Below are 25388 nucleotides of genomic sequence, written 5' to 3' on the forward strand. Positions count from 1 at the left end.
GGACGAGCTGATGATGGAGGTGAGTTCATGAGGATCGCGATGGTCTCCGAACACGCGAGTCCGCTTGCCGCTCTGGGCGAAGTCGACGCCGGCGGCCAGAATCTGCACGTCGCCGAGCTGTCCGCGGCGTTGAACCGGCTCGGCCACGACGTCACTGTCTACACCCGGCGCGACGCCGCGGACCTGCCGCGGAAAGTGATCACCCGGCAGGGCTACCGGGTGGTGCACATCGACGCCGGGCCGCCCGACAAGGTGGCGAAGGACGATCTGCTCCCCCATATGGGCGACTTCGCCACAAACCTCCGGACTCACCTGCATGCCCGGCCTGCCGATGTCGTGCACTCCCATTTCTGGATGTCGGGCCTGACCTCGTTGCTGGCCACTCGCGACCTGGATGTCCCGGTTGTCCAGACATTCCACGCATTGGGCACAGTGAAGCGGCGTTATCAGGGCAAAGCCGACAGCAGCCCGCCGGAACGACTCGCCATCGAGCGGATGATCGGCCGCCAGGCCACCCGGATCGCCGCCACGTGCGCCGATGAGCAGGACGAGCTGATCAGGATGGGCATTGCGCGGTCCCGGATCTCCGTGGTGCCGTGTGGTGTCGACATCGACAGTTTCCAACCGGCCCGGCACCGCGCGAAACCCGGCGGCCAGACCCGGATCGTGACTGTGGGCCGGCTGGTACCGCGCAAGGGGTTCCAGACCACGATCGACGCGCTCGCACTCCTGCCGGACACCGAACTCGTGATCGCCGGCGGGCCGGTGAAGGGCAAGCTCGGCGACTGCCCGCAAGCACAAACCCTGCTGGCAAGGGCACGACGGCTGGGGGTGGGCGACCGGGTCCGGCTGATGGGACAAGTCGACCGCCGCAAGATGCCTGGGCTGTTGCGGTCGGCGGACGCGGTCGTCTGTGTTCCGTGGTACGAACCGTTCGGAATCGTCCCGCTGGAAGCCATGGCGTGCGGTGTCCCGGTTGTCGCCGCCGCGGTCGGCGGTCTGCTCGACACTGTTGTGGATCACAGCACCGGGTTGCATGTTCCCGCACGCAATCCCGTCGCGCTGGCGGACGCGTTGACGGCGCTGCTTCACAACGAGGTGATGAACGAAACATATGGCATCGCGGGCAGGGATCGTGTCGTCGCCCGCTACTCGTGGGACCGGATCGCACTGGAGACCACGCGTGTCTACGAGAGCTGCGTCGCGGTTCCGCGATCGGCCGATCTGGTGAGGGAGGGCTCGTGAATCCGGTCCACGATCACGTCAACGCCTTGGCCGAGACGCTGTCCGTACTTCGCGGGCAGGCGAGTACGTTGCTGCGCTGGGGGCGTGTGATGGCCGATCGGCTGTCCACCGGAAGCCGGTTGCTCACCGCGGGCAATGGCGGTTCCGCCGCTGAGGCCCAGCACTTGACCGCTGAGCTGGTGGGCCGCTACGACCAGGATCGCCGTCCGTTCTCCGCGATAGCACTGTGCTCGGAGAGTTCGAGCGTCACGGCCATCAGCAACGACTACGGATACGAAGAAGTCTTCGCCCGCCAAGTCATCGCGCACGGCCGCCCACGCGACATCCTGGTGCTGCTGTCCACGTCGGGCCGCAGTAAGAACCTCTTGCGCGCGGCCAGGGCAGGCGCTCACCAAGGTATGAGTGTGTGGGCGATGACCGGGGCCCGTCCCAATCCGCTGGCCGAACTGGCCGACGAGACGCTGGTATTGCCGGGCAGCACATGCACTGTGCAGGAGGCCCAGCTGATCGCGGTGCACATGCTGTGCGAGGCATTCGAGGCCGCGGGCATCCTTTTGTCCACTTCGGACGTGAAGCGGCGGGCGTCATGAGTCTGGCCGTGGTCGGCGACACGCTGCTCGACATCGATCTGACCGGTTCAGTCACCCGGTTGTGCCCGGACGCACCGGTGCCCGTGCTCGACCTGGAAAGCGAACTCGCCCGCCCCGGTGGCGCCGGGCTCGCGGCGACCATAGCCGCGAGCGGCGGGCTGGACGTCAGGCTGGTCACCGCGATCGCCGACGACACCGACGGAGACCGGCTGCGCAAGGTACTCGGTGACATGCCAGTCGTGGCCGGGCCGAGCTGGACCGCCACGCCGGTCAAGACCAGGCTGCGGGCGGCCGGCCAGTCACTCGTGCGAGTCGATCGTGGTGGTGATCACGGCGATCCGGTCGTCACCGACGAGATGCTGGACGCCGTCCAGATCGCCGACGCGGTACTCGTCTCCGACTACGGCAGAGGCATCGCTCAGGACAAGCGCCTGCGCGACCTGCTCAGCCAGATCGCGAACCGCACGCCGATCGTGTGGGACCCCCATCCACGCGGCCCGGACCCGGTACGGGGCACTCGGATGGTCACCCCGAATGCCGCGGAAGCCACTGCTGCCAGCGATTCGACCGATCCATGTCAGGCAGCCGAGCTGTTGCGGGCACGCTGGCGTGCCGAAGCCGTTGTGATCACGATGGGTTCGCGTGGAGCGCTCCTGAAGTGCGCAGGCGACCCGGTCACCATTCCAGCGCCTCGAACGCTGGTCGCCGATCCTTGCGGCGCCGGCGATTGCTTTGCCGCGACCGTCGCGGTGCGACTGATGTCAGGTGCCGGCAGCGAAGACGCAGTGCGGTCCGGTGTGGACGCTGCGAGCAGATTTCTGGCCGGTGGCGGTGCCGCGGCCATCGACGAACAGACTCTTCGAGAAGGAGATCAGCCATGAGCACGATCCTGATCACCGGCGGCGCGTCCGGCCTCGGCGCCGCGGTCGCCTCGGCGGTGATGGCCGACGGCGGCCAAGCCGTCGTCCTGGACAAAGCCTCGCCCGCTGCCCCCGTTACCGGCTTCCTGCCGGTGGATCTCTCCGACAGCGCTGCCGCGGAAGCCGCCACCGTCGAGGCCGCGCAACGCTATGGCGATTTGGACGGAGTGGTGACCGCCGCGGGGATCGACAGCTGCGGAGCCCTGACCGACGTGTCCACATCGGACTGGGAGCGGGTCGTGCAGGTCAACCTGTTCGGCACAGTCGCCGTGATCCGTGCCGCATTGCCCTGTCTGCAACGGTCTCGCGGCCGGGTGGTCACAGTGGCGTCCACTCTGGGTCTGCGAGCGTTGCCCGAAGCGACCGCCTACTGCGCCTCGAAGTTCGGCATCGTCGGTTTCACCCGGGCACTGGCCGCGGAAACCGCCGGCCGGGTCGGTGTCACGTTGCTGGTTCCCGGTGGCATGCAGACCGGCTTCTTCGACGGCCGGGACGAAAAGTACAGGCCTGCGGACATGTCCCAGCTCAACCCGCCGCGGAACGTGGCTGCGATGATCCTGTTCGCGCTCAGCCAGCCGGTCGGCTGTGAGATTCGTGAGCTGGTCACCTGCGCGTCCCAAGAGCCGTCATGGCCGTGAATCCGGACCTGCCGGGCGTGCTCGCCGCGCACAGGGCCAGGATCGTGGTGCTCGGCGACGTCATGGTGGACAGCTGGACGAGCGGCCGGTGCGACCGGATGTGCCGGGAAGCACCGGTGCCGGTGGTCGACATCACCGCCGAGTCGTTCGCCCCGGGAGGCGCGGGCAACACCGCGGCGAATCTGGCGGCGCTCGGCGCCGACACAGTCATGGTGGCCGCGCTCGGCACCGACCCGGCTGGCGACGCCCTGCGGGAAGAGCTGCGCTCGGCAGGCGTGAACACCGACCATGTCGTGTCCGTCCCCGGCCGGATCACAACGACCAAGCGCCGGATCACCGCTGGCGATCAGCTCATGCTTCGTCTCGACGACGGCGATCACAGTCCGTTGCCGCCCGAAGCCAGTGAACACCTTGAGGTGCGGCTCCGGCAGGCACTGCGAGGATGTGACGCACTCGTTGTCGGCGACTACGGCATGGGGGTGCTGGGTCCGCGAATCATCGATGTCCTGCGATCCGTTCGAGCAGAGATCCCGCTGCTGGTGGTCGATGGCCACGCGCTGTCGCCGTGGCGGGAACTCCGTCCGGATGTCGTGACGCCCAACGCGGCCGAGGCAGTCAGTCTGCTCGACAGGGCCGTTGACGACCACCGGCCGGACTTCTTCGACTCGCATGGCGATGAGCTCCGCTTCGCAACGGGCGCCGAAGCCGTGGTGGTCACCCTCGACCGCGAGGGTGCTGTGTTGCTCGCGCAGGGCCTTCCCACGTATCGCACATGGGCGCAGCCGGCACCGGACAGCCAATGCACCGGCGCGGGCGACACCTTTGTCGCCGCGCTGTCACTGGCCGCCGCGTGCGGCATCGAACTCCCGGAGGCGGTGTCGTTGGCCCAGGCCGCTGCCGACGTGGTCGTGCGCAGGCCCGGGACCTCAGTGTGCACGCAGCGGGAGCTGATGGAACGCCTCGGCCGCAACGACGGCACCAGCGAACACTCGCAGCTCGCGCGGATCGTGGCCGAACACCGGACAGCGGGCCGGCGGATCGTGTTCACCAACGGCTGTTTCGACGTCCTGCACCGCGGCCACGTTTCCTACCTCAACCAAGCGAGGCAACTGGGCGACATACTGATCGTGGCTGTCAACGACGATGCCAGCGTCCGCCGTCTGAAAGGACCCGACCGCCCCGTCAACACCGCCGCCGACCGCGCCGCCGTACTGGCCGGACTGTCCTGTGTGGACCACGTCACCCAGTTCGCCGAGGACACACCCGCTTCACTGATCTTGTCGCTGAAGCCGGACATATACGCCAAGGGCGGCGACTACACCCCCGAGATGCTCCCCGAAACCCGGGTCGTCCAGTCATACGGCGGGCAGGTACGCATTCTCGACTACGTCTCCGACCATTCCACCACCGCTGTCATCGACCGGATCCGTTCAGTCTGAGCGCCTTTGCGTTCCGAGCAACTCGACCACATCGGCGATGACATCGGTGGCCGGAACATCGGCCACAAAGGACACATCGTGCTCACAACGCGGGACATCCCGTCGCGTGCACGTCTCGCCGCACACCGGGCACTGGGTTGTCCAGGAGATGTGCAGCCGGTGCAGCGCCCGGCCATGCGGGGCCGCGCTGATCACGTTGCCCATCCAGTAAATCGAAACCGTCGGCGTGCCGACCGCACGCGCCAGGTGGCCCGGCCCACTGTCATTGGCCAGCACGACTGCCGCTTGCCGCAACACGCCGAGCAGGCCTGAGATACTCAGTTCGCCCACCAGTGATCGCGCCCCGATCCCCTGCTCCGCCGCCAGTTCGGCCACCTCGGCCTCCGGCCCGGTTCCCACCACCACGATGCTCGCCCGCCCGGCCACAGCGGACATCACCTCAGCGAACTTCGAAGCGGGCCAACGACGCCGTGGATCCGACGCCCCCGGGTGCACGGCGAGAATCGGCGGCGGCAGGCCGGCCAAAGCCGCACCGGCCTCAGCCAGGTCACCAGGAGTGAGTGCGAGACGCGGTTGCAGGCAGACCGGTACGGCTCCCACCAGTCCGACGACCTCCAGCGCCCGCATCATCTCGTGCTGGTGCAACTGATAAGGCAGCCATCGATCCAGTTCCACCGCGTCCGGTGCCCGGGACCCGGCTGTCCACCGTGTCTTGAAGCGTCGCAGGAAGGGGTTGGACCATCGGCCCCCTCCGTGCAACTGGACCGCCAGATCGAACGGCCGCTCGAAGAACTGGTCCTGCTCAGCTGGATCTTCCCGCGCACCGGCCGGTTCGTGCACACCCCTGGCCACCGGGAGTTCGGCCACCTCGTCCACCGGGCCTGGCCGGCCACGCAGCAGCTGCGCGTGCAGCGGGGTTCCCAGCAGAACGATCCGGGCTCCCGGATATGCGTCGGCGAGCGACTGGATCGCAGGCATGGCGAACATCAGGTCACCCAGCCCACCACCTCGCAACACCGCGATCTCCGCGACATTGCGCAGACGGCTGCCCACCGGGCCGATCTCGAACATGGAATTCCACCTCCATGGCAGGTGTTCCCCGGCCTGGCCGGGGTAACCGCTGACATGCCGCACGAATGCCAGGGCATCGACGTTCTCATCCCCACCCGGGACCGCCCCGCCGAGCTGGCCACCACCCTTGCCGGGCTGGCCGCCCAGGACTTCCCTTCATTCCGCGTCATCCTCAGCGACCAGTCCGACCAGCCACTCGGGCCTGCCGTGTGCACGATGATCCGGGTTCTGCGGCAGCGCGGAGTACCAGTGATGACACAGCGCAACATGCCTCGGCGTGGCCTGGCCCACCAACGGCATTTCCTGCTGCGCCAAGCTCAGGCGCCCCACGTGCTGTTCCTCGACGACGACATCTGGCTTCAGCCCGGCGCCCTGCGGACGTTGCACGAGGCGATCCTTGAGCTGCGGTGCGGTCTGGTCGGGTTCGCACCCCAGGGACTGTCCTATTCAGACGATATACGGCCCGCGGAACTGGAGCCGTACGAGGAATGGACCGGACCGCCGGAACCAGAACGTATCGCACCCGGCTCACCGCAATGGCGCCGCTGGACCCTGCACAACGCGGCGAACCTCGTCCACCTGGCCCGCCGCCTGCGACTACAGCCAGGAGAACGACGCAGCTACAAGATAGCCTGGGTCGGTGCCTGTGTCCTGTTCGACCGGTCCGCGCTCGAAGCCACCGGCGGTTTCCGCTTCTGGACCGAGCTTCCCGTCGACCACTGCGGTGAGGACGTGGTCGCGCAGCATCGGGTGATGCGGCAGTACGGCGGCGCCGGAATCCTGCCCAGCGCGGCCGTGCACCTGGAATCCCCCACCACTGTGCCCAATCGGCAAGTGCAGGCACACAATGTCATTGTCGCAGACAAGCGTTTGCCCGCAGAGTAGCCGGGCAGGATCGAGGCGCGCCATGCCCGAACGCCGGGTGGCCCTGCATGACGAATTCCTGACACAGTCCGTCCGCGAGATGTTCCAGTACGACGAACGGATACGCCCGCTGGATCTCGAAGTGCGCTTCGATGGTGGGGTCGCACACATGACCGGTGCCGTCGACCAGTCCGCGGACCTTCTGCTCGCGAGATCGCTCATCGGACGCCTGGCGGGCGTGTTCGCCGTGTGGGACCAGGTGACCGTCGGTGGCCGGCCACCAGTGGTGCTGGACGTCGGTTGTGGCGAGCAGAAGCAGTACCCGTCGAATGTCGGCGTCGACATCCGGGCGGCGAACGGGGTGAGCGTGGTGGCTGACGCCGCTGGTGGGCTGCCCTTCGCCGACAGCTGCGTCGACCGTGTGTTCCTGGTGCACGTGCTGGAACACCTGATGGATTTCCTGCCGCTGATGGACGACGTGCACCGGGTACTGCGGCCTGAGGGGTTCGCCCACCTGATGTCCCCGTGGTGGCGCCATGTCAACGCCGTGGCCGACCCCACCCACCTGCGCCTGATCGATGTCCAGACGATCAAGGGGATCTGCCACGGCGGTTCGGACCTGCGCTGGTACCCGTCGCACGCCGGGTGCGACGGCGCCAGCGTTTTCGCCGACCTGCAACCGGTCGGCGGGCACGTCGAAGAACCGTGCGACATGCACCTCGCCCGGTTCTTCGACTGATCGGGCACTACCCTCTGAAGGCCGACCGGATCGCGTCCCTGGCCCGGTCCATGATCGCCAGCGGCGGCCCGAGAAGCAGATTCGCCGCAGGACTCTCCACGCCAGGGTGCGGCCGGGTCGGCGCGATCATCTCGGCGGCACGCACAGCGCCTGCCATCGAGCGCAACCTGTCCTCATCATGAGCCGCCAGCAGCAATGGGAACTCGTCCTGTTCCTCATGATTCGCGTGTGCCAGCACATCCGCCTTCAGCTCCATGAACAGAATGTCGAAACCTTCGGCGTCCGGCCCCATGTCGTACAACGTCGAGAGCAACTGCTTCGCGCGATGCTCCTCACCGACGCGGGCCTCCACCACCACGTCCCCGCCGGCGATCCCCCGGACCTCGGGGTGCACGATTTCCTCCTCCGCGGTCTCGTGGACCGCGAGCAGCCGGACGAGATCGTGAAAGGCGTCCCGGCGCTCGTCCCCAGTCGCGCCTTCCACGACCCCGAACAACGTCCGGATCTCGGCATGCTGGCGCTCCAGCAATGCGATGACGTTCTCGTCTTGCCGCCTGTCAGTCATGGGCCTCCTCCTGCTCGGCTCCCTTCGATGTGGGCTACCCGCCGTTCGCATGAGTACGCACCGAGTTTCCTCCCGGCCAAGGGGTAGCCGGGCAGCAAGGACAAACCCACCAAAGGGAGGCAGTCATGGCCCAGGTACAGCAATCGGTACGCTCGCCCATCCAGAAAGCCGCCCTCATCGTGGGTGCGGTGTTCCTGCTGGTCGGTATCGCCGGTTTCATCCCCGGCCTGACAACGAACTACGACACACTCACCTTCGCGGGACATCACTCCGGCGCACTGCTGCTCGGCGTGTTCAATGTGTCCATCCTGCACAATCTCGTGCACCTGGCATTCGGGGTCGCGGGCGTGGCGATGGCACGCACAGCCGGCGGCGCCCGCGCGTTCCTCATCGGCGGCGGAGTCGTCTACCTCATCCTCTGGCTGTACGGACTGCTGATCGACATGACCAGTGACGCCAACTTCGTCCCGGTCAACGACGCCGACAACTGGCTGCACCTGGTCCTGGCGATCGGCATGATCGGCCTGGGAGCCGCACTGGGCCGCAGGCGTTGAGCTTGTCACATCTCTTGTGCCGGAACATCACTCGTGCGACCGCCGTTCGGCGTCAGCAGGTCCGCGACGGCTGCGAGCACTTCAGGTACCGAGATTTGCGCCAAACCGGGGTCGGGCTGGTCAGTGAACGCGTTGCCGTGGTGGCCATGCCACAACGTTGTGTGCGGCCCGGTTCGTGGGCCCCACCACGCGGGTGGGACCGGGCCGAAAAGCACCACCGAGGGCGTGCCGTACGCCGTCGCGACGTGAGCGACGCCAGTATCGCCGCAAACCAGCAATCGTGCGTTGGCGACGAGTTCCACCAGGCCGCTCAAGTCGCCGCCGATTCGGCTTGGCGCGCCTTGGGCCACAGACTCGACCAGCTCGCCCTCGGCCGAGCTCCCGGTCACCACGACATCCGGCCCGAGTGTACGGACCACCTTCGCGAATCGCTCGGGTGGCCAACGCCGCACGCCGTAGCCGGCACCGGGGTGCACGATGGCAGGTCCACTGTGGTCGGTTGTACCGAGGTGAAAATCGGCCGGATCCGCCGGGATGCCGTTGAGCTCCAGCAGTCGGCACCAACGGTCCACTTCATGCTGATCGTCGACCCATGTGTCATGTGTGACAAGGCGTTTCGGCCGCAACTGATGGAGCAGCCCGGTGCTTTGCGGCCCGCGGCCGTGAAGGTTCACCGCGAGGTCGGGCGCGGGTCCTGACCAGTCGACTGGCACCAGCCCTTCGGTCGGCAACAGCCGGTCCACCGCGTCTATCCGATCCACCACATCGGACAACCACGCCGGGGCCGCCAAGGTCACCACCGCCGAGGGGTACGCGCGCCGTAACCCGCGCAATGCCGGAACGGCGGTGAGGAGATCGCCCAGTCCCAACGCTCTGAGCACCAGGATGTTCATCTCCAGGACCTACCCGGGAATCCCCGGGATAACCCTGGACCATGAATGGACAGGCCTCAGTTCAGCTGGACTGACCAGACGTCTGCGATGGATGGGTCGTAGTCGCCTGGCGCGTCCTGGAAACGAAGCCGGACCTTGCCGTCGGCGGTGTCCGCGGACGGCTGCACCAGGAATTGGTATGTCACGGTTCCGTTTCCGGATTCTGTTCGTTGGAATCGGCGTTGCAGTGCGGGTTTTCCGTCGAGCGTGACGTCGTAGGTCTTGAACTGTGCCGAGTCGTAGGTCTCGATCGCCCGGATCACGAAGGGCTTGCCTGCGGGGACGTTCAGGTCGATCTCGAACCATCCGTCGGATGCGCTGTTGTTGGTGTAGCGACGGGTGAGGCCGGCCTCGGTGTTCACGCCTGAGCTTGGGGAAGCGGTGAGCCCGTGGGCGGTCTCTGATGCCGTGTCTCCGAGGTCCACGTGGTCGACGATGTTCGGTGGCGGGTTGACCAGTTCGACGGTGGCTGTTGCACTGCCGCGTTCCTCAGGCATTGCACCGATGGTCGCGGCGATTGTGGCGGCGCCCTGGGTGACAGTGAGTGGCACGTCGATCTTGACGGGCACTGTCACAGTGGCGCCTGCTGCGATGTCGTAGGACACTGCAGGCGGTGTGGTCCATCCCGTCGGAGTCTCGATGGTGAGTTTTTGTTTGAAGGGCACCGTTGTGCGGTTGGTGAGCTTGACCGACGCAGTCAGTGCGTCACCGGGCTGGACCTTCGTGGGCGACAAGGCGACGGATGCGACCGTCACTGGCGCCTGGACTGTCGGGGAGGCTGCGACAGGCAGACTCGCGGTGCTTCCCCGGTAGTCGTAGCGGACTGTGCCTTGTAGTTGCACGGTTCCGGGGACGGCGTCGGTCGGAACGCGCACGGCGTACTGGAGCCGGGCAGTCTGGCCGGGGCGTACGAGGGTCGGCTTGCCCGAAGGAGGGCGTACGTCCCAGCCGGCTGGGGCGGCGAGGGTGGTGGCCAGCGAGGCCAGGTTGTCGGTTCCACCATTGGTCACCGCGATCGTGACTGGGATCGTCGAGCCTGGGAACCACTCGGCTGTGGGTAGCTCGATCTTGGCTACGGCTCCCAGGAGAAGCCCGGATGCCTGTGACAGTTCTTTGTCGATGCGGTCGAGCAGCGACTGTATGGTCGCTGCCTCGGCCGCTGTGATCCTTCCCCTGCTCAGCTGAAAGGCTGTCCAGCGACGGAGGTCGCCCACGCGTGCCAGCGCCTGGTGCACTTCGGCGGCTGCCGCCTGGTTCTTCCCGATTGTGTAGGCGTTCCAGGCACTTTCGAGAGACCACTGCATCTGCAGCGTCCACCACTGTGCTATGAGAGCGTCTGGACGACCGAGCTGGCTGCACAGCTGCTTGGTCGCGTCGGTGGCCTCACCGATGCCGCCGAGGACGGTGGCGATGCCGAAGCTGTAGGAGCCTGATCCGACCTCGAACACGGCTGCTCCGTCTTCCATGCGTAGGAAGCGCACGCCGCTCGCGGTGGCGGCCGGTCGACCGCCTTCGGTTACGGCCCAACGTGTCTTGGTTGGCACGTGGACCTCGGCGGTGGTGTTGACCGGCACCGTCACGTTGAGGTCAATGGTGCCGTCGTGCGCCTTCCACGACGAGGACAGGCGGCCGTAGACGGAATCGAACTGCCCGGAACCTTCAGTCAGGCCGCCGCTGATCGCCGGTGCGATCCGGGATCGCTTGTAGCCGGGTTCGAGCGCCGACAGACCGCCGATGTTCTGGAACATCCAGTCCCCCACGGCGCCGTACGCGTAGTGGTTGAAGGAGTTCATGTCCACCGGCCCGAAGCTGCCGTCGGGCATGATCGAGTTCCAGCGTTCCCACATTGTCGTGGCGCCGTTGGCAACCTCGTAGCCCCAGGACGGATAGTCCTTGTGCAGCAGCATTTTGTAGGCCAGGTCGTCGCGTCCGATGATGCTCAGGGAGGGCAGCAGCAGCGGTGTGCCGATGAAGCCGGTGGTGAGGTGGAAGTCGGTCCGGGCCAGCTTGGCCACGAACTTCTCCCCCACCTTGCCGATCAGGCTCTGATCGGACACCAGATGCATCGCCAGGGCCATGGCGTAACCGGTTTGCGAGTTGCCGGCGACGGTGCCGTCCGCGGCCACGTAGGCCTGGGTGAAGGCCCGGCGAATGTCCGCCGACAGGGCCTTGTAGTCGTTCGCGGCCGCGGCGTCCCCGAGGACTTGCGCCGATTCCGCCATCATGCGGGCGTTTTCGGCGTAGTAGGCCGTGCCGATCACACCTTGCACAGTGGGGTCGTTGAGGTTCAACCAGTCGTTGGTGAAGAACGTCGTACGACCTGGTTCGAGCAGATCAGGTCCCGCGCTGTTGCGGGTGAACGCGAAGAACTTCTTCATCGCGTCGTAGTTCTCGCGCAGGATGCTGACGTCACCGTAGGCGCGCCAAACCGAGTACGGCACGGTGATCATCACGTCCGACCAGCCGACGCCGCTTTCCGCGAACACGCCCTGGGGCGAGGGCACCACTGCCGGCAGGTCGCCGTTGGGATGCTGGGAGGTGCGCACGTCCGCCATCCAGTGCGACAGGAACGCACGGGTGTCCACCAGATAGTTGGCCGTGGGGGCGAACAGGCTGATGTCGCCTGTCCAGCCCAGCCGCTCGTCCCGGGCCGGGGTGTCGGTCGGGATCGAGAGGAAGTTGCCGCGCTGGCTCCAGGAGATGTTGCTCACCAACTGGTTGAGCATGCCGTCCGAAGTCCGCAGTGTGCCGGTCGGCCTCAGGTTCGAGCCCCACACCACGCCTTTCACGTCGGCGAGGGCGGGCGGAGTGCTGACGCCGGTGATCTCGATGTAGCGGAACCCATGTTGGGTGAACGTGGGCTCGTAGGTCACGGTGCCGGATCCGGCGAACACATAGCGGTCGGTCACCTTGGCGGTACGGAAGTTGTCCGTGTAAAGGGTTCCGTTCTTGTTGAGCACCTCGGCGTACCGGATCCTCACCGTCTGCCCGGCCTGTCCGGTCAACTTCAGGCGCGACACGCCGACCATGTTCTGGCCCAGGTCGTAGACGTACGCACCAGGCGTGGGCTCGGTCATCTTGCGCGCTGGGAGCACCTCGGTGGCGCGCACCGGCTCGTCGGTCTGCGGGACCAGCAGCGCGGTCTTCGACTGCATGTTCGCTGCGGGAAGCCAGTTCGCGTCGTTGAAGCCCTGCCGATTCCATCCAGCGGGTTCCAAGCGGGCGTCGTAGGTTTCGCCGTCCTGCAGGTCAGCCCGTACGAAGGGGCCGTCGCCCACCTTCCATGAGCCGTCCGTGTCGATCCATTGGACGGAACCGTCGGTGTAGACGATCCGCAGCTTTGCCACCAGCGCCGGAGTGTCGCCGTACTGGCGGCTCCAGCCGATCCCCACCTTGCCGGCCCACCAACCCTCCGCGAGAGCGGCGCCGATCACGTTGCCGCCGTTGCCAAGCAGTGCGGTCGCGTCATAGGTCTGGGACTGGATGCGCTTGTTGTAGTCGGTCCAGCCAGGAGTGAGAAGCTGGTCCCCGACTGCCTTGCCGTTGATCGTGAGCCGGTAGAGCCCCAGACCTGATGCGTAGACCCGGGCGGATGCGATCTTCTTACGCGCAACCGTGTCGAAGCTCTTGCGCAGCAAAGGCATCGACCGGGCATTGGGGTCGTACAGCGCGTCCGTGGTCCCGGACACGACCAGCGCCGAGCCGGTCAGCTCCCCACCCGCGAAGGGGTTACGCCCGGCCGGGAAGTCGGTGTCGAGCAGCACGGTCCCATCCGGACGGGTGACCACGGCGTCGTAGACCGTTCCCTGCTCCTTTGCTGCATCGTGCACGCGGAAACCGAGGTATCCCTTGGCGAATGTCGAGTCCGAGCGGGTGTCGACCAGCACGCCGTCGAGCGTTGTCTTGATGGTGCTGCCGACCACGTCGAACCGGATCGTGTGCCGACCGGTGCGCAGTTGGTCGTTGGTGAAGCCGAAGCTTGCCAGGTTCACCGATCCCAGCAGCGTGTAGCCGCCGTTGACCTTCCTATGAGGACGGAGAGTCGGTTGCGCCTCGACAACGCTGACCTGCCACATGTACCCATTGTTCGCATCGCTGGCACGCAGGAAGACGCCCAACGCCGCGTTGTCGACCTTGAAGTCGACATTGGCGACGTAGTCTGTCCACTTGTCCACCTCGTCGACACGCGGCCGCGCGATCCACTGCGCACCACCCCAGTCAGCGGCCGTCAGCAGACCGGTCTCGAAGAACGCGTCCGCACTCCAAGGACTGGCAACGCCCCGGCCGTTCCACGCACGGACACTCCAGTAGTACCTCGTGGCCGGCTTGAGCGCGGGCCCCTCGTACGCCACGTCCACCTGCCGGGCGGAGAGCACCTTTCCCGAGGACCACACGTCATTCGCTCCGGGCGCACGCCCGACACGGATCTCGTACGCACGCTGCACAACCGCGCGTTCCGACGACGCCAACCGCCACCCCAGCGACGGGTTCCTGCCATCGATCCCGACCGGGTCGACCCGGCCATTGGCCGACAAGCCGTCCACACGCAACCCGGACGACGACATGTCCGAGTACGCGGGCACTGGCCTAAGACCCACGACCGCACAAAGCGTCACGACAAGGACGAGGAGACAACGAAACAGCACGACCAAGCGAGGGCACGGTAACGGCATGGCTTCTCCGATGAAGCGATTGAATCGTTTCAATCCTGCTGGCTTCTTACCGTAAGCGGGTAACGAGCATCACGTCAAGCACCCGAACAGCGCCATGCCAACGCTTTCACCGGTACTCAGTGGGCCCAGTCTGGCGTCCAGGTGTTCTCGTCAGCTGTCGTCTTGTACCTGGTTTGGAGGTACTCGATGAGATCGGCGAGGACGGGATGCGGGTTGTCGGCACGCCAGATCACCGACAGTGGATAGACAGGAGTCGGGTTGACGACAGGGATCCGGCGTAGGTCATAGCTTTCCGGCCAGAGGTAGCGCGAGCCTTCGCCGACGAACATGGCGAGTTTCGTCGAGTCCGCGATTTCGGCGAGCAGCGCCTCGATACCGAACATCGGCCCGATCGTGTCGATGGTGAGGCCGAACGCCCCGGCCAGATCCTCGTAGTAGCCCAATGGTTCCGCGTCGGACATGCCGGGCATCCAGATTGGATGGTCGGTGAGCTCGGCCAGGGTCACGGTCTTGGCGTTCGCCAACGGGTGCCGGGGTCCGACCAGCAGTTCGTGCCGGTCATCGACCACACGCGACGACCGGAGTCCACTGGGGACTTTGCGGGCGGAGGCCCGCAGGGATCGGAAAGTGGCGTCCAGGGTGCCGGCGTCGACCTCGGCCAGTGCCGTCGCGGCATCGGCGTTGACCAGGGCGACGACGTCGAGTTCGATGCCGGGGTTCTGCTGGTAGAAGGCGTGCAGGAGATGGGAGGGCGCGATCCTGCGACTGACGACATCGACCCGCAGGGCCCTGCGCCCTGGCGTCGCCGCCGCTGTGACGCGTTCGGCGGCGCGGAGGAGTTCGCGTGCATGCGGTAGCAGTGCTTGCCCGTCAACGGTGAGCCGGACGCCTCTGGCGGTCCGCGCGAAGAGCTTTACTTCGAGTTCCCGTTCCAGGTTGGCTATCCGTTTCGAGGCGGCCTGCTGGGTGATTCCCAGATCGTCGGCGGCCGCCTGGAACTGGCCGGTCTCAGCGACGGCGACGAAGGTACGAACCGCATCGAGCTCCACGCGCCGAAACCTACTCCCACAACCGTGGGTTGTGACACGCCGCCCGATCCGTTGTTGGTGCCCTTGCAGGTCCACCGGCTTCAATCTCGCGGACAACACAGGGTTGTCCGCGAGATCTACAGGGGGAGAGATTGGGCCGGTCGTTCAGGTGGTTGTGGGCCGCCTACGCGGTCAGCGCCTACGGAACCGGGCTCGGGTTCGGAGCGTTCTCGGTCGTTGCCATCACGGTCCTGAACGCCGACTCGGCGCAAGTGGCGGCCTTGTCGTCATCCGGGCTCGTGATCGGGGCGCTGCTGGCGATCCCGCTTGGACCGTGGATGGAGTTTCGCGCCAAGCGGCCAGTCATGATCACGATGGACGTGATCCGCTTCGCGGCGTTGGCTTCCATCCCGCTCGCGTACTGGCTGGGAGCGTTGTCTTTCGTGCAACTCTTGGTGGTCTCCGTCGCCACCGCGGCGGCGAAGATCGCGTTCACGGCCGCGAGCGGCGCTTATCTCAGGACCATCGTCCCTGCCGAGAGACTTCTGGTGGCCACCAGTCGTTTCGAGTCCACCACCTGGTCGGCAACGATCATCGGGCCACCCCTGGGCGGCGCGGCCATCGGGCTGCTGGGGCCGGTGATCACGGTCGTCGTGGACGCGGTGAGCTACCTGCTCTCGGCGCTCGGCATCGCCGCGATCAGGCAACCCGAGCCACCCTCGAAACCAGGGAGAACCGCAGCACGCCGGTGGAGCGACCTCGTCGAAGGGTGGCGCTACATCCTCACCCATCGCACGCTGCGCCGGTTCTTCTTCAATGTCATGCTGGTCAACGGATTGATCATGGCGACCGAGCCGCTGCTGTCGGTGCTGATGCTCTCGCAGCTGGGATTCCCGGTCTGGCAGTACGGGCTGGCGTTCGCAGTCCCGTGTATCGGCGGCCTGATCGGGTCACGACTCGCCCGGCGCATCGCTTCCCGTCGCGGCGAACAGACAGTGCTTCGGGTCTTCGGGGTGTCACGCGCCTGCTGGCCCATCGGGCTCGTGTTCATCCAGCCAGGCCCGGCAGGACTTGTGATCGTGATGGCCACCGAGCTCGGGCTGATCATCTGCATGAGCATCTTCAACCCCGTCTTCGCCGCCTACCGGCTGAACAACACCGATGCCGACCGCCATGCCCGAGTGCTCACGGCGTGGTCGATCACCAGCAGCGTCAGCATCGCCGTGATCACCGTGTTGTGGGGTCTCCTGGCGCAACTCACCAGCCCGCGTACAGCTGTCGCCCTGGCCGGGATTCTGCTTCTCACCACGCCGTTCCTGCTGCCGCGGCGGTCCTCGCCAGGTTTTTCGATCCGCCGGAAGAAGAGGACACACCCTGGCCGCTTGCCTTGCGACTGTTGTCCCAGACAGCAAGTCGAAATAAGGAGCAACGTTGTCCGTCAAGACCACAACCCACCTGAACTTCCGCGGTGACGCGCAGGCGGCGCTGGAGTTCTACCAGTCCGTGTTCGGCGGCCACCTGGCCGTGATCACGTACAAGGACGCCGGCAACGTCCAGGAGGAGTCCGAGGCCGACCAGGTGATGTGGGGCCAGGTGCTCGCCGAGAACGGTTTCCACGTGATGGCCTACGACGTGCCGTCGCGGATGGGCTACAACCAGGGCGAGAACTCGTTCTTCGTCTCGGTGCGCGGCGAGACCGTCGAAGAGGTCACCGGTTACTGGGAAAAGCTCTCCGACGGAGCGACCGTCGTGATCCCGATGGGCCCGGCGGGCTGGGCTCCCGTCTACGGGATGCTCCGGGACCGTTTCGGCGTCGTCTGGGTTGTCGACGTCGTCAGCGAATACAACGGCTGACACCCACCACGGGGCGGGAGGCACGCTCCCGCCCCGTGACAGAAATCCACTACTGGACGGCATCCAGCGCGGACATGGTGAAGTCATCCAGAGTGATCTTCGCGGCAGCGACATTCGCTTCAAGGTGGCGGGGGTTCGCGGTGCCGGGAATGAGCAGCACGTTCGGTGCGTGGTGCAGCAGCCACGCAAGGGCGACCTGTGCGGGGCTATAGCCGAGGGACTGCGCGATCGCCGTGACCGTCGGCTCATCGGTCACCTTCGGCATGCCGGCGAAGGCGCCGCCGAGTGGGAAAAACGGGACCCAGGCGATCTGTTCGTCGAGGCAGAGCCGGAGCATCTGCTCATCACCACGTGAGATCAGGCTGTAGGCGTTCTGGACGCAGACAATCCCGGCGGGAAGGGCTTGGCGCAGTCCGTCCAGGGTGACGGCGCTCAAGCCGATCGCGCCGATCTTGCCCTCGTCCCGCAGCGCGGTCATCACCGCGAGCTGGTCGTCGAGGCCGACGATCTGATCACCCTCGGCGCGCAGGCCCGGCCGGGTGTCCAGGCGGCGCAGGTTCACCACCGGGATCTGGTCCAGCCCCAGGGATTTGAGATTGTCCTCGACGCTCGCCCTCAGCTGTTCGGGTCGCTGGGCGGGGCGTAGCGGAATGGTGCCGCCGGGGTTGGGGTCGGCGCCGACCTTGCTGACGACCACAACGCCGTCCTCAGGCCGGAACGCGTCACTGATCACCCCGTTAGCGAAACCGTTGCCGTAGAACTGGGCCGTGTCGACATGGTTGATGCCGAGCTCCACCACGCGGCGCAGCAAAGCGATCGCGGCCTCACGGTCGCCATGCAGATGCTCCAGCTGCATCGCGCCGAATCCGACCCGGGACACCGGGCGGCCAGCGATCGTCCCAGCCTTTCCGGAGGCGGCGGGCTGTACGGAAGGCGTGCTACGTGCGGTCATGAGCGTTCCTTCCATCGAGGTAAGCGGAGGAACCTCCGCTCCACGACTGTAGCACCGTATCGGAGGGGCCTCCGCTTTGCCGCGTGACACCTGGAGCACGGCGATCCTCGACGCCGCACGAAACCCGGCCATTACTCCGTGATGGGCATCAGTGCACGCGGTAGGTCACGTGCGTGACCGAAGTCGCGGCTCGCGAGTTCACCTGCTCGAGGTTCAGCGGCGGGACGCCCTCGAACAGTCGTGTTCCCGCGCCGAGCGTGAGCGGCACGATGTGCAGCCGTAGCTCGTCGATCAGGCCTGCGGCGAGGTACTGGTTGACAGTGGTGGCGCCGCCCTGGATTGCGACGTCGCCGTCCCCGGCCGCCGCTTGTGCCTGGGCCAGTGCTGACTCGATTCCGTCGGTGACGAAGTAGAACGTTGTGTCGCCGTCCATCGGCTGCGGTTCGCGTGCGTGGTGGGTGAGTACGAAGACCGAGGTGTGGTACGGCGGATTGTCGCCCCACCAGCCGTTCCACGGTCGGTCCCACTCGCCACGCACGGGACCGAACATGTTGCGCCCCATGATGAATGCTCCTGCGCCTGCCAACTGCTCGAGCTCCGCCCGGTTTTCCTCGGCGGTCTCGAACATCCAGGCGTGCAGCTTGTCGCCCCAGCCGTCGCCGCCGTCATCACCGAACGGGCGCTGCTCGGACTGGTTGAGCCCGGCCGAGTAGCCGTCGGCCGAGATCGTCAGGTCACAGGTCACCCTGCCGGTACGTGTGGTCATCGCGCTGTCCTCCTTGTGGTGGTCCGTCGCCTTCACGCCCATGCAGACTCACCAGACGGCCGAAACTCATCGCCCTGCGTGCCATGACAGAGTGCTTCTGCGAGAAGAACGTCGGGGGACGCGCGAAAGGGGCAATATTCATGACCGGGCGCACTGTGCGCGAGATCAGCCGGGACCTGATGCGGGCCTACGGCCTGACCACGGTGTTCGGCAACCCTGGCTCGACCGAGGTCCCGTTTCTGCGCGACTGGCCGAACGACTTCAGGTACGTGCTGGGACTGCAGGAGTCCATTGTGGTCGCGATGGCGGACGGTTACGCCCAGGCAGGCGGCGGGCCGGTGCTGGTGAACCTCCACTCCGCCGGTGGAGTGGGCCACGGTCTCGGCCATATCTTCACCGCCTACCGCAATCGCACGCCGATGATTGTCGTTGCCGGGCAACAGGTTCGCTCGTTACTCCCAGGCGAGCCGTTCCTGGGCGCCACGGACGCGGCGAGCTTCCCCAAGCCGTACGTGAAGTGGAGCTGCGAGCCGGCGAGGCCCGATGACGTCCCCTCGGCGATCGCTCACGCCTATCACCTGTCCACGCAACCGCCCTACGGTCCGACTTTCATCTCGATCCCCGCTGACGACTGGGATATCGAGACCACGAGCGTGACCACCGCACGGCCGAGGATCGCCGGTCCGGTAGCGGACCCGGATGCCTTGCGGGCACTCGTATCGGCCATCGACGGCAGCAAACGCCCTGGGATCGTGGTCGGCCCCGCGGTGGACATCGAGGGCGCCGTCGCCGACATGGTCACGCTGGCCGAACGCATCCAGGCCGGGGTGCGGGTCAGCCCGATGTCCTCCCGGTGCTCCTTCCCTGAGGATCACCCGCTGTTCCAAGGGTTTCTGGACCCGGAACAACGATCCATCGCCGCCGCTCTCGAAGAATACGACCTGGTACTCGTCTTCGGCGCGCCGGTCTTCACCCACCACGTCTTCCGAGGTGTGGCCGAGCACCCGCTGCCGGAACTGTTCGTGCTCAGCGACGACGACGATCTGCTGGCCAGGGCCGGACATGGGACCGGGATCCGCACCATGCTGCGTCCCGCGCTCCGGCAACTGTCCGAACTGGTCGCACAGGTGGACCGTCCGACACCAAAACCGTTGGACAGGCCGGAGATCTCGCTCGACGGCCCGACGATCACGGCCGAGAAGGTGTTCACGGTGCTCTCGCAGATGTTGCCGGACAACGCCATCGTGGTCGAAGAGGCACCGAGCCACCGGGGCATCATGCACGACCATCTGCCCATTCGCTCACGCCACACGGGTTTCCTGACGGTGGCGAGCGGGACTCTGGGCTACGGTCTGCCTGCCGCGGTCGGCGCCGCGCTGGCCCGCCCGGATCGCCGGATCGTCGCGGTGATCGGCGACGGATCCAGCATGTACGGAATCCAGGCACTGTGGACGGCAGTCCGCGAACACCTGCCTGTCACATTCGTCATCCTGGACAACTCGCAGTACGCGGCGCTGGCGATCCTGGCCGGAGCGGACGGCGCCAAGCTGCCTGGCGTCGATCTCGGCGGTATCGACTTCGTCGCTCTGGCAGCGGGAATGGGCTGTGCGGGCGTGCTGGTGGACAGCTTGGCCGGGCTACGAGAAGCGTTGGCGCGGTCCCTGACCGACGACGGCCCCACACTGCTGCATGTTCCCGTGGTCGAAGAGGCCCGCACGCTTTACTGACGATCCGGCAAACGACCGGACGAGCCTGAGACCGCGGGGTCTCAGGCTCGTCCGGTGTTCGATCACTACTTGTTGCTCGGTGGTGCCACGACCATCTTGGACACGTCCAGCGGTTCCTTGATGGCACCGAACTTCAGCATCAGGTCGGCCACCCGCTGCAGCCGGATCGGGTCCAGCGACTCCGGGTAGTCGGAGATGTGCACCAGCGGAGCGGTCGCGGCGTCGATCTTGACGTACTTGATCAGGACCGGCTCGAGTTTGCCACCGCGGTCGGACTTCACGTCCTTGATGCCCTTGGCCAGGCCACGCTGGAACGCCGCGGCCGTGTTCGGGTTGGCGGTGACCCACTTCGCCAGTGACGCGAAGCCGGACATCGGCAGCTCGGCCGTGGGCCCGGATGCGATGTCGATCACCGGCATGGCACCGATCGACTTCTCCGTCAGCGTCACGAACGGTTCAATGACAACCGCGCCGTCGATGTCGCCGCGTTCCAGGGCAGGCCCCATGTCCGGCAGCGGCATCGGCACCCACTTGATCGTGTTGATGTCCGCGATCCTGGGCTGCAGCACCGACTTCAGCGCCAGGTCGGAGATCGAGCCCGTGCTGGTGACGGCGATCTTCTTGCCGGCGGCGTCCTCGGGCTTGGTGATCTTCCCCTTCGAGACCAGGACGCCGTGGCCCGGACGGGCGGCGTACAGGTCGGTCACGATCTTGATGTCGGCGGCCTTCTTCGCCTGCGCGGCAAAGGCACCCGGGTAACTGGTGACCGCGATGTCCAGGTCCCCGCCGATCAGCGACTCGATGGCCTTGGGCCCGCTCGGCGCGGTCACCACCTGGACATCAAGGCCCTCCTGCTTGAAGTAGCCGCTGTCGACCGCGACGAAGAACGGTGCCATGTCGACAACCGGTAGCACTCCGACCTTGATCGCCGGCTTCTCCACCGGTCCGCCGGGCGTGCCCGAGCTCGTCGGTTCGGAGCCGCCGCCGATCGCGCTGCAGCCGGAGGCCGCGAGAACAAGCGCGAGAGCGGTAGTGGCGATGATCGAGAGCCGCGTACGCGACCGGGACGCCTTCACGGCGTCGCCGCGTCCAGGCATTGCCTCTCCTCGGTGATGGTGGATGTTTGAAAGATCGCCCCCCGATATACCGGCGACACTTTAGAGATCTTGCCGTCCGGTAACAATGGATTGCCGATAATTACATTCGGTTACGCAGATTGTACGACACGTCAGAAAGTCGAACAGACTAGTCCGCGACGACGATTGGCGGCTTGACCCGCGTGCTAGCCGTCATCCTTTGTATATAATACACCAAATTGCGATCATGATCCAGCGCACGGAAGCGGCCGGGTTCGTCATCGACCATCCCGGAAAAACGCGTCCAAGTAGGACGACATGAGCCGAAAGCCGCATGACACGCGCATGGGTCATAGCAGAAACGCTGAGGTCACACGGCTGGGGAGACGACCCGAGGCGGCCTGCGGCGACAGCGAGCCGTCGCGCTTACAGCTTCACCGGAATTGATATCGGCAATCTGTTCGCCTCAGCGGCAAACATGGTGGAATTCCCCTGAATTACCATCGATTACAGGCACTCCGGCCGAGCGGACGCAAACGTCACCGACCGCGGGATGCGTGTCCACAAACGACAACCAGGGCAAGTCCCGATCTTCGTGAAGCACTGCCGGAAGGCGTCATCTCAGGGATGGCGTCGCCGGTCAACCGGGTCATAGTCGTAGTCGTAGTCGTCCTGTGCCTGTCGCCGGTAGGACCGGGCGTCCCGGCGGTTGGCCCAGGAGTCCACAGCCACGATGAGCAGGGCCACCACGATGAGGGCAATACCCGCCAGTACGTCGACAGCGATCGCGAGCATCACTCCGATGACGGCCATGGGGACGACTGGCAGCAGGCAGTACGGATCGATCGGCCCGAACATCGGGCGGCGTTGTGGCGTCATGGTCCGTCCATCGAGTGCAGCAGCTGTCCGTCAAGTACTACCACGATGGTTGACCTGAATGGAGGCATTTCGGCAAGCAGGCCCCAGGCCGTCACGGTGCGTGTAGATCACACCAACGCATCGCGAGTACTGCCCCGGATCACGCACGTCGTAGGCATCCACACCACCTCCGCCGGGTCGGTGCCGGAGAGCGCTAGGTCCATCGCGCGTCTGCCCATATCGCGCAGCGGGACACGCACGGTCGTCAACGCCGGATCGACGTCCATGGCCGCCGCGATGTCGTCGAAGCCCGCCACCCCGATGTCACGGCCAGGCACGAGACCTGCGTCACGCAGTGCTCGCATGACGCCGAGCGCCATCACGTCAGTGACCGCAAAAAGGAGTTCGACATTGCCGAGTCCGTCCGCGATCAGCCGTGCACCTGCGGCGTATCCACCGTCCTCTGAGAATTCGGTTACGAGAACGCGCTCCTCTTCGATCCCAGCCTGTGCGAGGCCGGCGAGGAATCCGTCGCAGCGATCCCGTGAGGTGTGCAGCCCATCCGGGCCGCGGATCACCGCGAACCGGCCGTAACCCCGGCCGGCCAACGCGAGCGCCAGATCCTTTGCGGCGCCGGTGTTGTCGATCGCGACGGTCGGGAAGGGCAGACCCGGTTGGCTGATCAGCGCGACACGACCGCCGGCTGCCGTATAGGCCCCCAATTCGTCGATCAGGTCATCTTGCGGGCCGTCCAGGCGGCTGCCCGCGATGATGATCACGTGCGGCCGGTGGCCGCGAAGGGTTGTGACGATCCGGAGCTCCTGCCCGGCAGACCGATCGGCCACAGCCATGGTGACGATGAGGCCCGCGTCCTCGGCACGTTCGAGGACACCCGCGGCGAGCGAAGAGAAATAGGGATCGGCGATGTCGCTCACCACCAGTGCGACGGTCCGCGTCGATCCTCTGGCGGTGGCCTGTGCCGAGAGGTTGGGCGCGTAGCCGAGTTTGTCCGCCGCGCGGAGCACGCGTGTCACGTTGTCCTTGCCGACCGTGCGCGTACTGCCGTTGAGGACGCGCGAAGCCGTGGCCAGCGAGACACCTGCCTCCCTGGCGACGTCCGCCAGGGTGGGGGCCCGCCCTTGAAGAACCGGGCCGGACGTGTTGGAATGCGTTTTCCCACCCATGGCTCCATGATGGCCCATGAGGAGCAGGAACGTGACACTCACTTCCAGCTGGATTCGCCTGTTCATCCTCACCGCAGCGGTTGCTCTCGCCATGCCGCAGGCCGCCTACGCCGAACCGGAACAACGTGCCAATACCGCGTACTACGTCGACGCCGAACGCGGAAATGACGCCGCGTCGGGCCTCGACGCCACACGCGCGTGGCGCACCCTCGACCGCGTGAACCGGACGACCTTCCAACCAGGCGACCGGATCCTGCTGCGCGCCGGCGGGCGTTGGACCGGCCAGTTGTGGCCCAAAGGCTCGGGCGGGACCACCGCACCCATCACGATCGACCGTTACGGCAACGGCCCGGCGCCTAGAGTCGACGGCGCTGGACGTGTCGCCGACGCGGTCCGCCTCGCCAACCAGCAGTTCTGGACCATCCGGAACCTGGAGGTCACCAACCAGGCCCCGGCGGCCGGGACACCCGGCGCGAACCTGGGCGACCTGCGCGGCATCCACGTCACCGGCGACAACGGCCAACGCCTGGAGGGCTTTGTCATCGATCGCGTCCACGTCCACGACGTGACCGGGCACGTGAACTGGATCGGCGGCGACACCGCGGGCAACGCGCCGGGCATCACCTTCAAGACGGGCTGGGACCGCTCCAAGAAGACCGGCGGCATCGTCTTCGACACGACCGTCCCGGACCCGGCCGCCCCACCGGCGACGCCGACCACGCTGCACCGCGTCACGATCCAGAACTCGGTCATCACCAACACGTCGTTCGCCGGGATCTCCATCAAGCAGTACGCGGGCGACGCCCCTGGCGCGGTCCCGACCGGCTGGGGCATCCGCACCCGCCCGGACGACCCGAAGTTCGCCCCGCACACCGACATCGTCATTCGTGGCAACTACATCAGCCACCCGGACACGGCCTACGGCTGCAACGGCATGTACATCACCAACGTGCGGCACGCGGTCGTCGAGCGCAACGTCGTACACCGCACCGGCACCTCAGGCATCGAGACCTACTACGCCGACGACGTGACCATCCAGTTCAACGAGGTGTCCGAGACGCAGAAACGCGCAGGCGGCGCGGACTCCAACGGCATCGACCCGGACAAAAGCACGACGCGCCAAGTGGTCCAGTACAACTACACGCACGACAACGGCGACGGCATCCTGTTGTGCCAGTTCTCCTTCGGTGACGTCGTGGTGCGCTACAACGTGATCGCCCGCAACATCCGCTATCAGATCTACCTGCACTCCGACCCGGCGTCAGTGGCCAAGGTCTACAACAACACGATCTACAACGACCGCAGCCAGTACGCGATCTACGGCTACGGAACAAGCCTGCAGTCCACATACGACATCACCAACAACGTCGTCTACTCGACTGTGCCTGACGCAGCACTGACCACCAGTGCAACCGTGCGGTACAACAACAATCTGTACGGCGGTGCCGCTCTCCCAGTCCCCGCCAGCGATGCCAAAGCCGTCGTTGCCGACCCACTGTTCGCCGCCCCGCTCGGCCAAGGGACAGGCACACCGGAGTCGGGTCCACGACTTGATACCGCATTCGCGTTGAAGGTTCGCTCCGGCTCCCGTGCGATCGACACGGGCGCAACCATCAGCGACCCCGGCAGCCGCGACTACGCCGGTACCCGGCTGTACAACGGCAGACCTGACATCGGCGCGTTCGAACACGCCGGCTGACATATCTGAGAGGA

At 66.2% G+C, this 25388-nt stretch carries 22 protein-coding genes; 12 read left to right on the forward strand and 10 right to left on the reverse strand.

What is annotated here, in order from left to right; all coding sequences use genetic code 11:
• The first annotated feature begins 27 nt into the window (after nt 1-27).
• Genes JOF56_RS54375 through rfaE2 form a run of 5 tightly spaced genes read left to right on the forward strand, consistent with a single transcriptional unit; the run spans nt 28 to nt 4832 of the window.
• Nucleotides 28-1245, forward strand: a complete 1218-nt coding sequence (locus JOF56_RS54375; protein WP_209647295.1) for a glycosyltransferase — start codon at nt 28-30, stop codon at nt 1243-1245.
• Complete coding sequence (locus tag JOF56_RS54380) at nt 1242-1835, forward strand: D-sedoheptulose-7-phosphate isomerase (RefSeq protein WP_209647296.1); 594 nt, start codon at nt 1242-1244, stop codon at nt 1833-1835. Before JOF56_RS54375 ends, JOF56_RS54380 begins: the two co-directional genes overlap by 4 nt.
• Nucleotides 1832-2716 (forward strand): bifunctional heptose 7-phosphate kinase/heptose 1-phosphate adenyltransferase, encoded by an 885-nt coding sequence (locus JOF56_RS54385; RefSeq protein ID WP_209647298.1) that lies wholly within the window; start codon nt 1832-1834, stop codon nt 2714-2716. Before JOF56_RS54380 ends, JOF56_RS54385 begins: the two co-directional genes overlap by 4 nt.
• A complete protein-coding gene (locus tag JOF56_RS54390; protein ID WP_209647300.1) occupies nt 2713-3393 on the forward strand; it encodes an SDR family oxidoreductase in 681 nt (226 codons plus the stop codon). The genes JOF56_RS54385 and JOF56_RS54390 overlap by 4 nt, the downstream gene beginning before the upstream one ends.
• On the forward strand, nt 3384-4832 hold the full coding sequence (rfaE2, locus tag JOF56_RS54395; RefSeq protein ID WP_209647302.1) for a D-glycero-beta-D-manno-heptose 1-phosphate adenylyltransferase: 1449 nt from the start codon (nt 3384-3386) through the stop codon (nt 4830-4832). Before JOF56_RS54390 ends, rfaE2 begins: the two co-directional genes overlap by 10 nt.
• On the opposite strand, the gene JOF56_RS54400 is transcribed toward rfaE2, so the two are convergent.
• The gene (locus JOF56_RS54400) at nt 4824-5903 is read right to left on the reverse strand and encodes a glycosyltransferase family 9 protein (protein ID WP_209647304.1); all 1080 of its coding nucleotides are present in this window, start codon (nt 5901-5903) and stop codon (nt 4824-4826) included. The two genes, rfaE2 and JOF56_RS54400, sit on opposite strands and share 9 nt — an antisense overlap.
• 54 nt (nt 5904-5957) lie before the next feature.
• On the opposite strand from JOF56_RS54400, the gene JOF56_RS54405 reads away from it, so the two are divergent.
• Nucleotides 5958-6788 (forward strand): glycosyltransferase family A protein, encoded by an 831-nt coding sequence (locus JOF56_RS54405; RefSeq protein WP_209647306.1) that lies wholly within the window; start codon nt 5958-5960, stop codon nt 6786-6788.
• A 22-nt stretch (nt 6789-6810) separates the two neighbouring features.
• Nucleotides 6811-7506 carry a methyltransferase domain-containing protein gene (locus tag JOF56_RS54410; RefSeq protein WP_209647308.1) on the forward strand — a complete coding sequence of 232 codons (696 nt, stop codon included), beginning with the start codon at nt 6811-6813 and terminating at the stop codon, nt 7504-7506.
• Between the two features lie 7 nt (nt 7507-7513).
• Here the strand turns inward: JOF56_RS54410 and JOF56_RS54415 are convergent, their stop codons facing one another.
• On the reverse strand, nt 7514-8071 hold the full coding sequence (locus tag JOF56_RS54415; RefSeq protein WP_209647309.1) for a hemerythrin domain-containing protein: 558 nt from the start codon (nt 8069-8071) through the stop codon (nt 7514-7516).
• A gap of 125 nt (nt 8072-8196) precedes the next feature.
• Here JOF56_RS54415 and JOF56_RS54420 point away from each other — a divergent pair, with 125 nt between their 5' ends.
• Nucleotides 8197-8625, forward strand: a complete 429-nt coding sequence (locus JOF56_RS54420; protein ID WP_209647310.1) for a DUF4383 domain-containing protein — start codon at nt 8197-8199, stop codon at nt 8623-8625.
• A 5-nt stretch (nt 8626-8630) separates the two neighbouring features.
• Here JOF56_RS54420 and JOF56_RS54425 read toward each other — a convergent pair whose 3' ends face one another.
• The 3 genes from JOF56_RS54425 to JOF56_RS54435 form a co-directional block, all read right to left on the reverse strand.
• Complete coding sequence (locus JOF56_RS54425; RefSeq protein ID WP_307855704.1) at nt 8631-9518, reverse strand: glycosyltransferase family 9 protein; 888 nt, start codon at nt 9516-9518, stop codon at nt 8631-8633.
• 56 nt (nt 9519-9574) lie between these two features.
• Complete coding sequence (locus JOF56_RS54430; protein WP_209647318.1) at nt 9575-14140, reverse strand: family 78 glycoside hydrolase catalytic domain; 4566 nt, start codon at nt 14138-14140, stop codon at nt 9575-9577.
• A 206-nt stretch (nt 14141-14346) separates the two neighbouring features.
• Nucleotides 14347-15279: a LysR family transcriptional regulator gene (locus JOF56_RS54435; RefSeq protein ID WP_209647319.1), complete on the reverse strand. Its 933-nt coding sequence runs from the start codon at nt 15277-15279 to the stop codon at nt 14347-14349.
• Between the two features lie 131 nt (nt 15280-15410).
• Here JOF56_RS54435 and JOF56_RS54440 point away from each other — a divergent pair, with 131 nt between their 5' ends.
• Both JOF56_RS54440 and JOF56_RS54445 read left to right on the forward strand, forming a co-directional pair.
• A complete protein-coding gene (locus JOF56_RS54440) occupies nt 15411-16730 on the forward strand; it encodes an MFS transporter (RefSeq protein ID WP_209647321.1) in 1320 nt (439 codons plus the stop codon).
• Nucleotides 16690-17112: a VOC family protein gene (locus tag JOF56_RS54445; RefSeq protein ID WP_209647323.1), complete on the forward strand. Its 423-nt coding sequence runs from the start codon at nt 16690-16692 to the stop codon at nt 17110-17112. Before JOF56_RS54440 ends, JOF56_RS54445 begins: the two co-directional genes overlap by 41 nt.
• Before the next feature lie 49 nt (nt 17113-17161).
• Here the strand turns inward: JOF56_RS54445 and JOF56_RS54450 are convergent, their stop codons facing one another.
• Both JOF56_RS54450 and JOF56_RS54455 read right to left on the reverse strand, forming a co-directional pair.
• Nucleotides 17162-18064, reverse strand: coding sequence for an aldo/keto reductase (locus JOF56_RS54450; RefSeq protein WP_209647324.1), 903 nt, complete (start codon nt 18062-18064; stop codon nt 17162-17164).
• 148 nt (nt 18065-18212) lie between these two features.
• On the reverse strand, nt 18213-18830 hold the full coding sequence (locus JOF56_RS54455) for a dihydrofolate reductase family protein (RefSeq protein ID WP_209647326.1): 618 nt from the start codon (nt 18828-18830) through the stop codon (nt 18213-18215).
• A 140-nt stretch (nt 18831-18970) separates the two neighbouring features.
• On the opposite strand from JOF56_RS54455, the gene mdlC reads away from it, so the two are divergent.
• The gene (mdlC, locus tag JOF56_RS54460; RefSeq protein WP_209647328.1) at nt 18971-20557 is read left to right on the forward strand and encodes a benzoylformate decarboxylase; all 1587 of its coding nucleotides are present in this window, start codon (nt 18971-18973) and stop codon (nt 20555-20557) included.
• 65 nt (nt 20558-20622) lie between these two features.
• Here mdlC and JOF56_RS54465 read toward each other — a convergent pair whose 3' ends face one another.
• From JOF56_RS54465 to JOF56_RS54475, 3 genes are all read right to left on the reverse strand, one after another.
• Complete coding sequence (locus JOF56_RS54465; RefSeq protein WP_209647330.1) at nt 20623-21654, reverse strand: ABC transporter substrate-binding protein; 1032 nt, start codon at nt 21652-21654, stop codon at nt 20623-20625.
• Between the two features lie 600 nt (nt 21655-22254).
• Nucleotides 22255-22512, reverse strand: coding sequence for a hypothetical protein (locus JOF56_RS54470; RefSeq protein WP_209647331.1), 258 nt, complete (start codon nt 22510-22512; stop codon nt 22255-22257).
• A 107-nt stretch (nt 22513-22619) separates the two neighbouring features.
• A complete protein-coding gene (locus JOF56_RS54475; protein ID WP_209647333.1) occupies nt 22620-23675 on the reverse strand; it encodes a LacI family DNA-binding transcriptional regulator in 1056 nt (351 codons plus the stop codon).
• 31 nt (nt 23676-23706) lie between these two features.
• On the opposite strand from JOF56_RS54475, the gene JOF56_RS54480 reads away from it, so the two are divergent.
• Nucleotides 23707-25374 carry a right-handed parallel beta-helix repeat-containing protein gene (locus tag JOF56_RS54480; protein ID WP_307855705.1) on the forward strand — a complete coding sequence of 556 codons (1668 nt, stop codon included), beginning with the start codon at nt 23707-23709 and terminating at the stop codon, nt 25372-25374.
• Nucleotides 25375-25388: the final 14 nt, after the last annotated feature.

It is taken from the genome of Kibdelosporangium banguiense, assembly GCF_017876405.1.
Taxonomy (GTDB): Bacteria; Actinomycetota; Actinomycetes; order Mycobacteriales; family Pseudonocardiaceae; genus Kibdelosporangium; species Kibdelosporangium banguiense.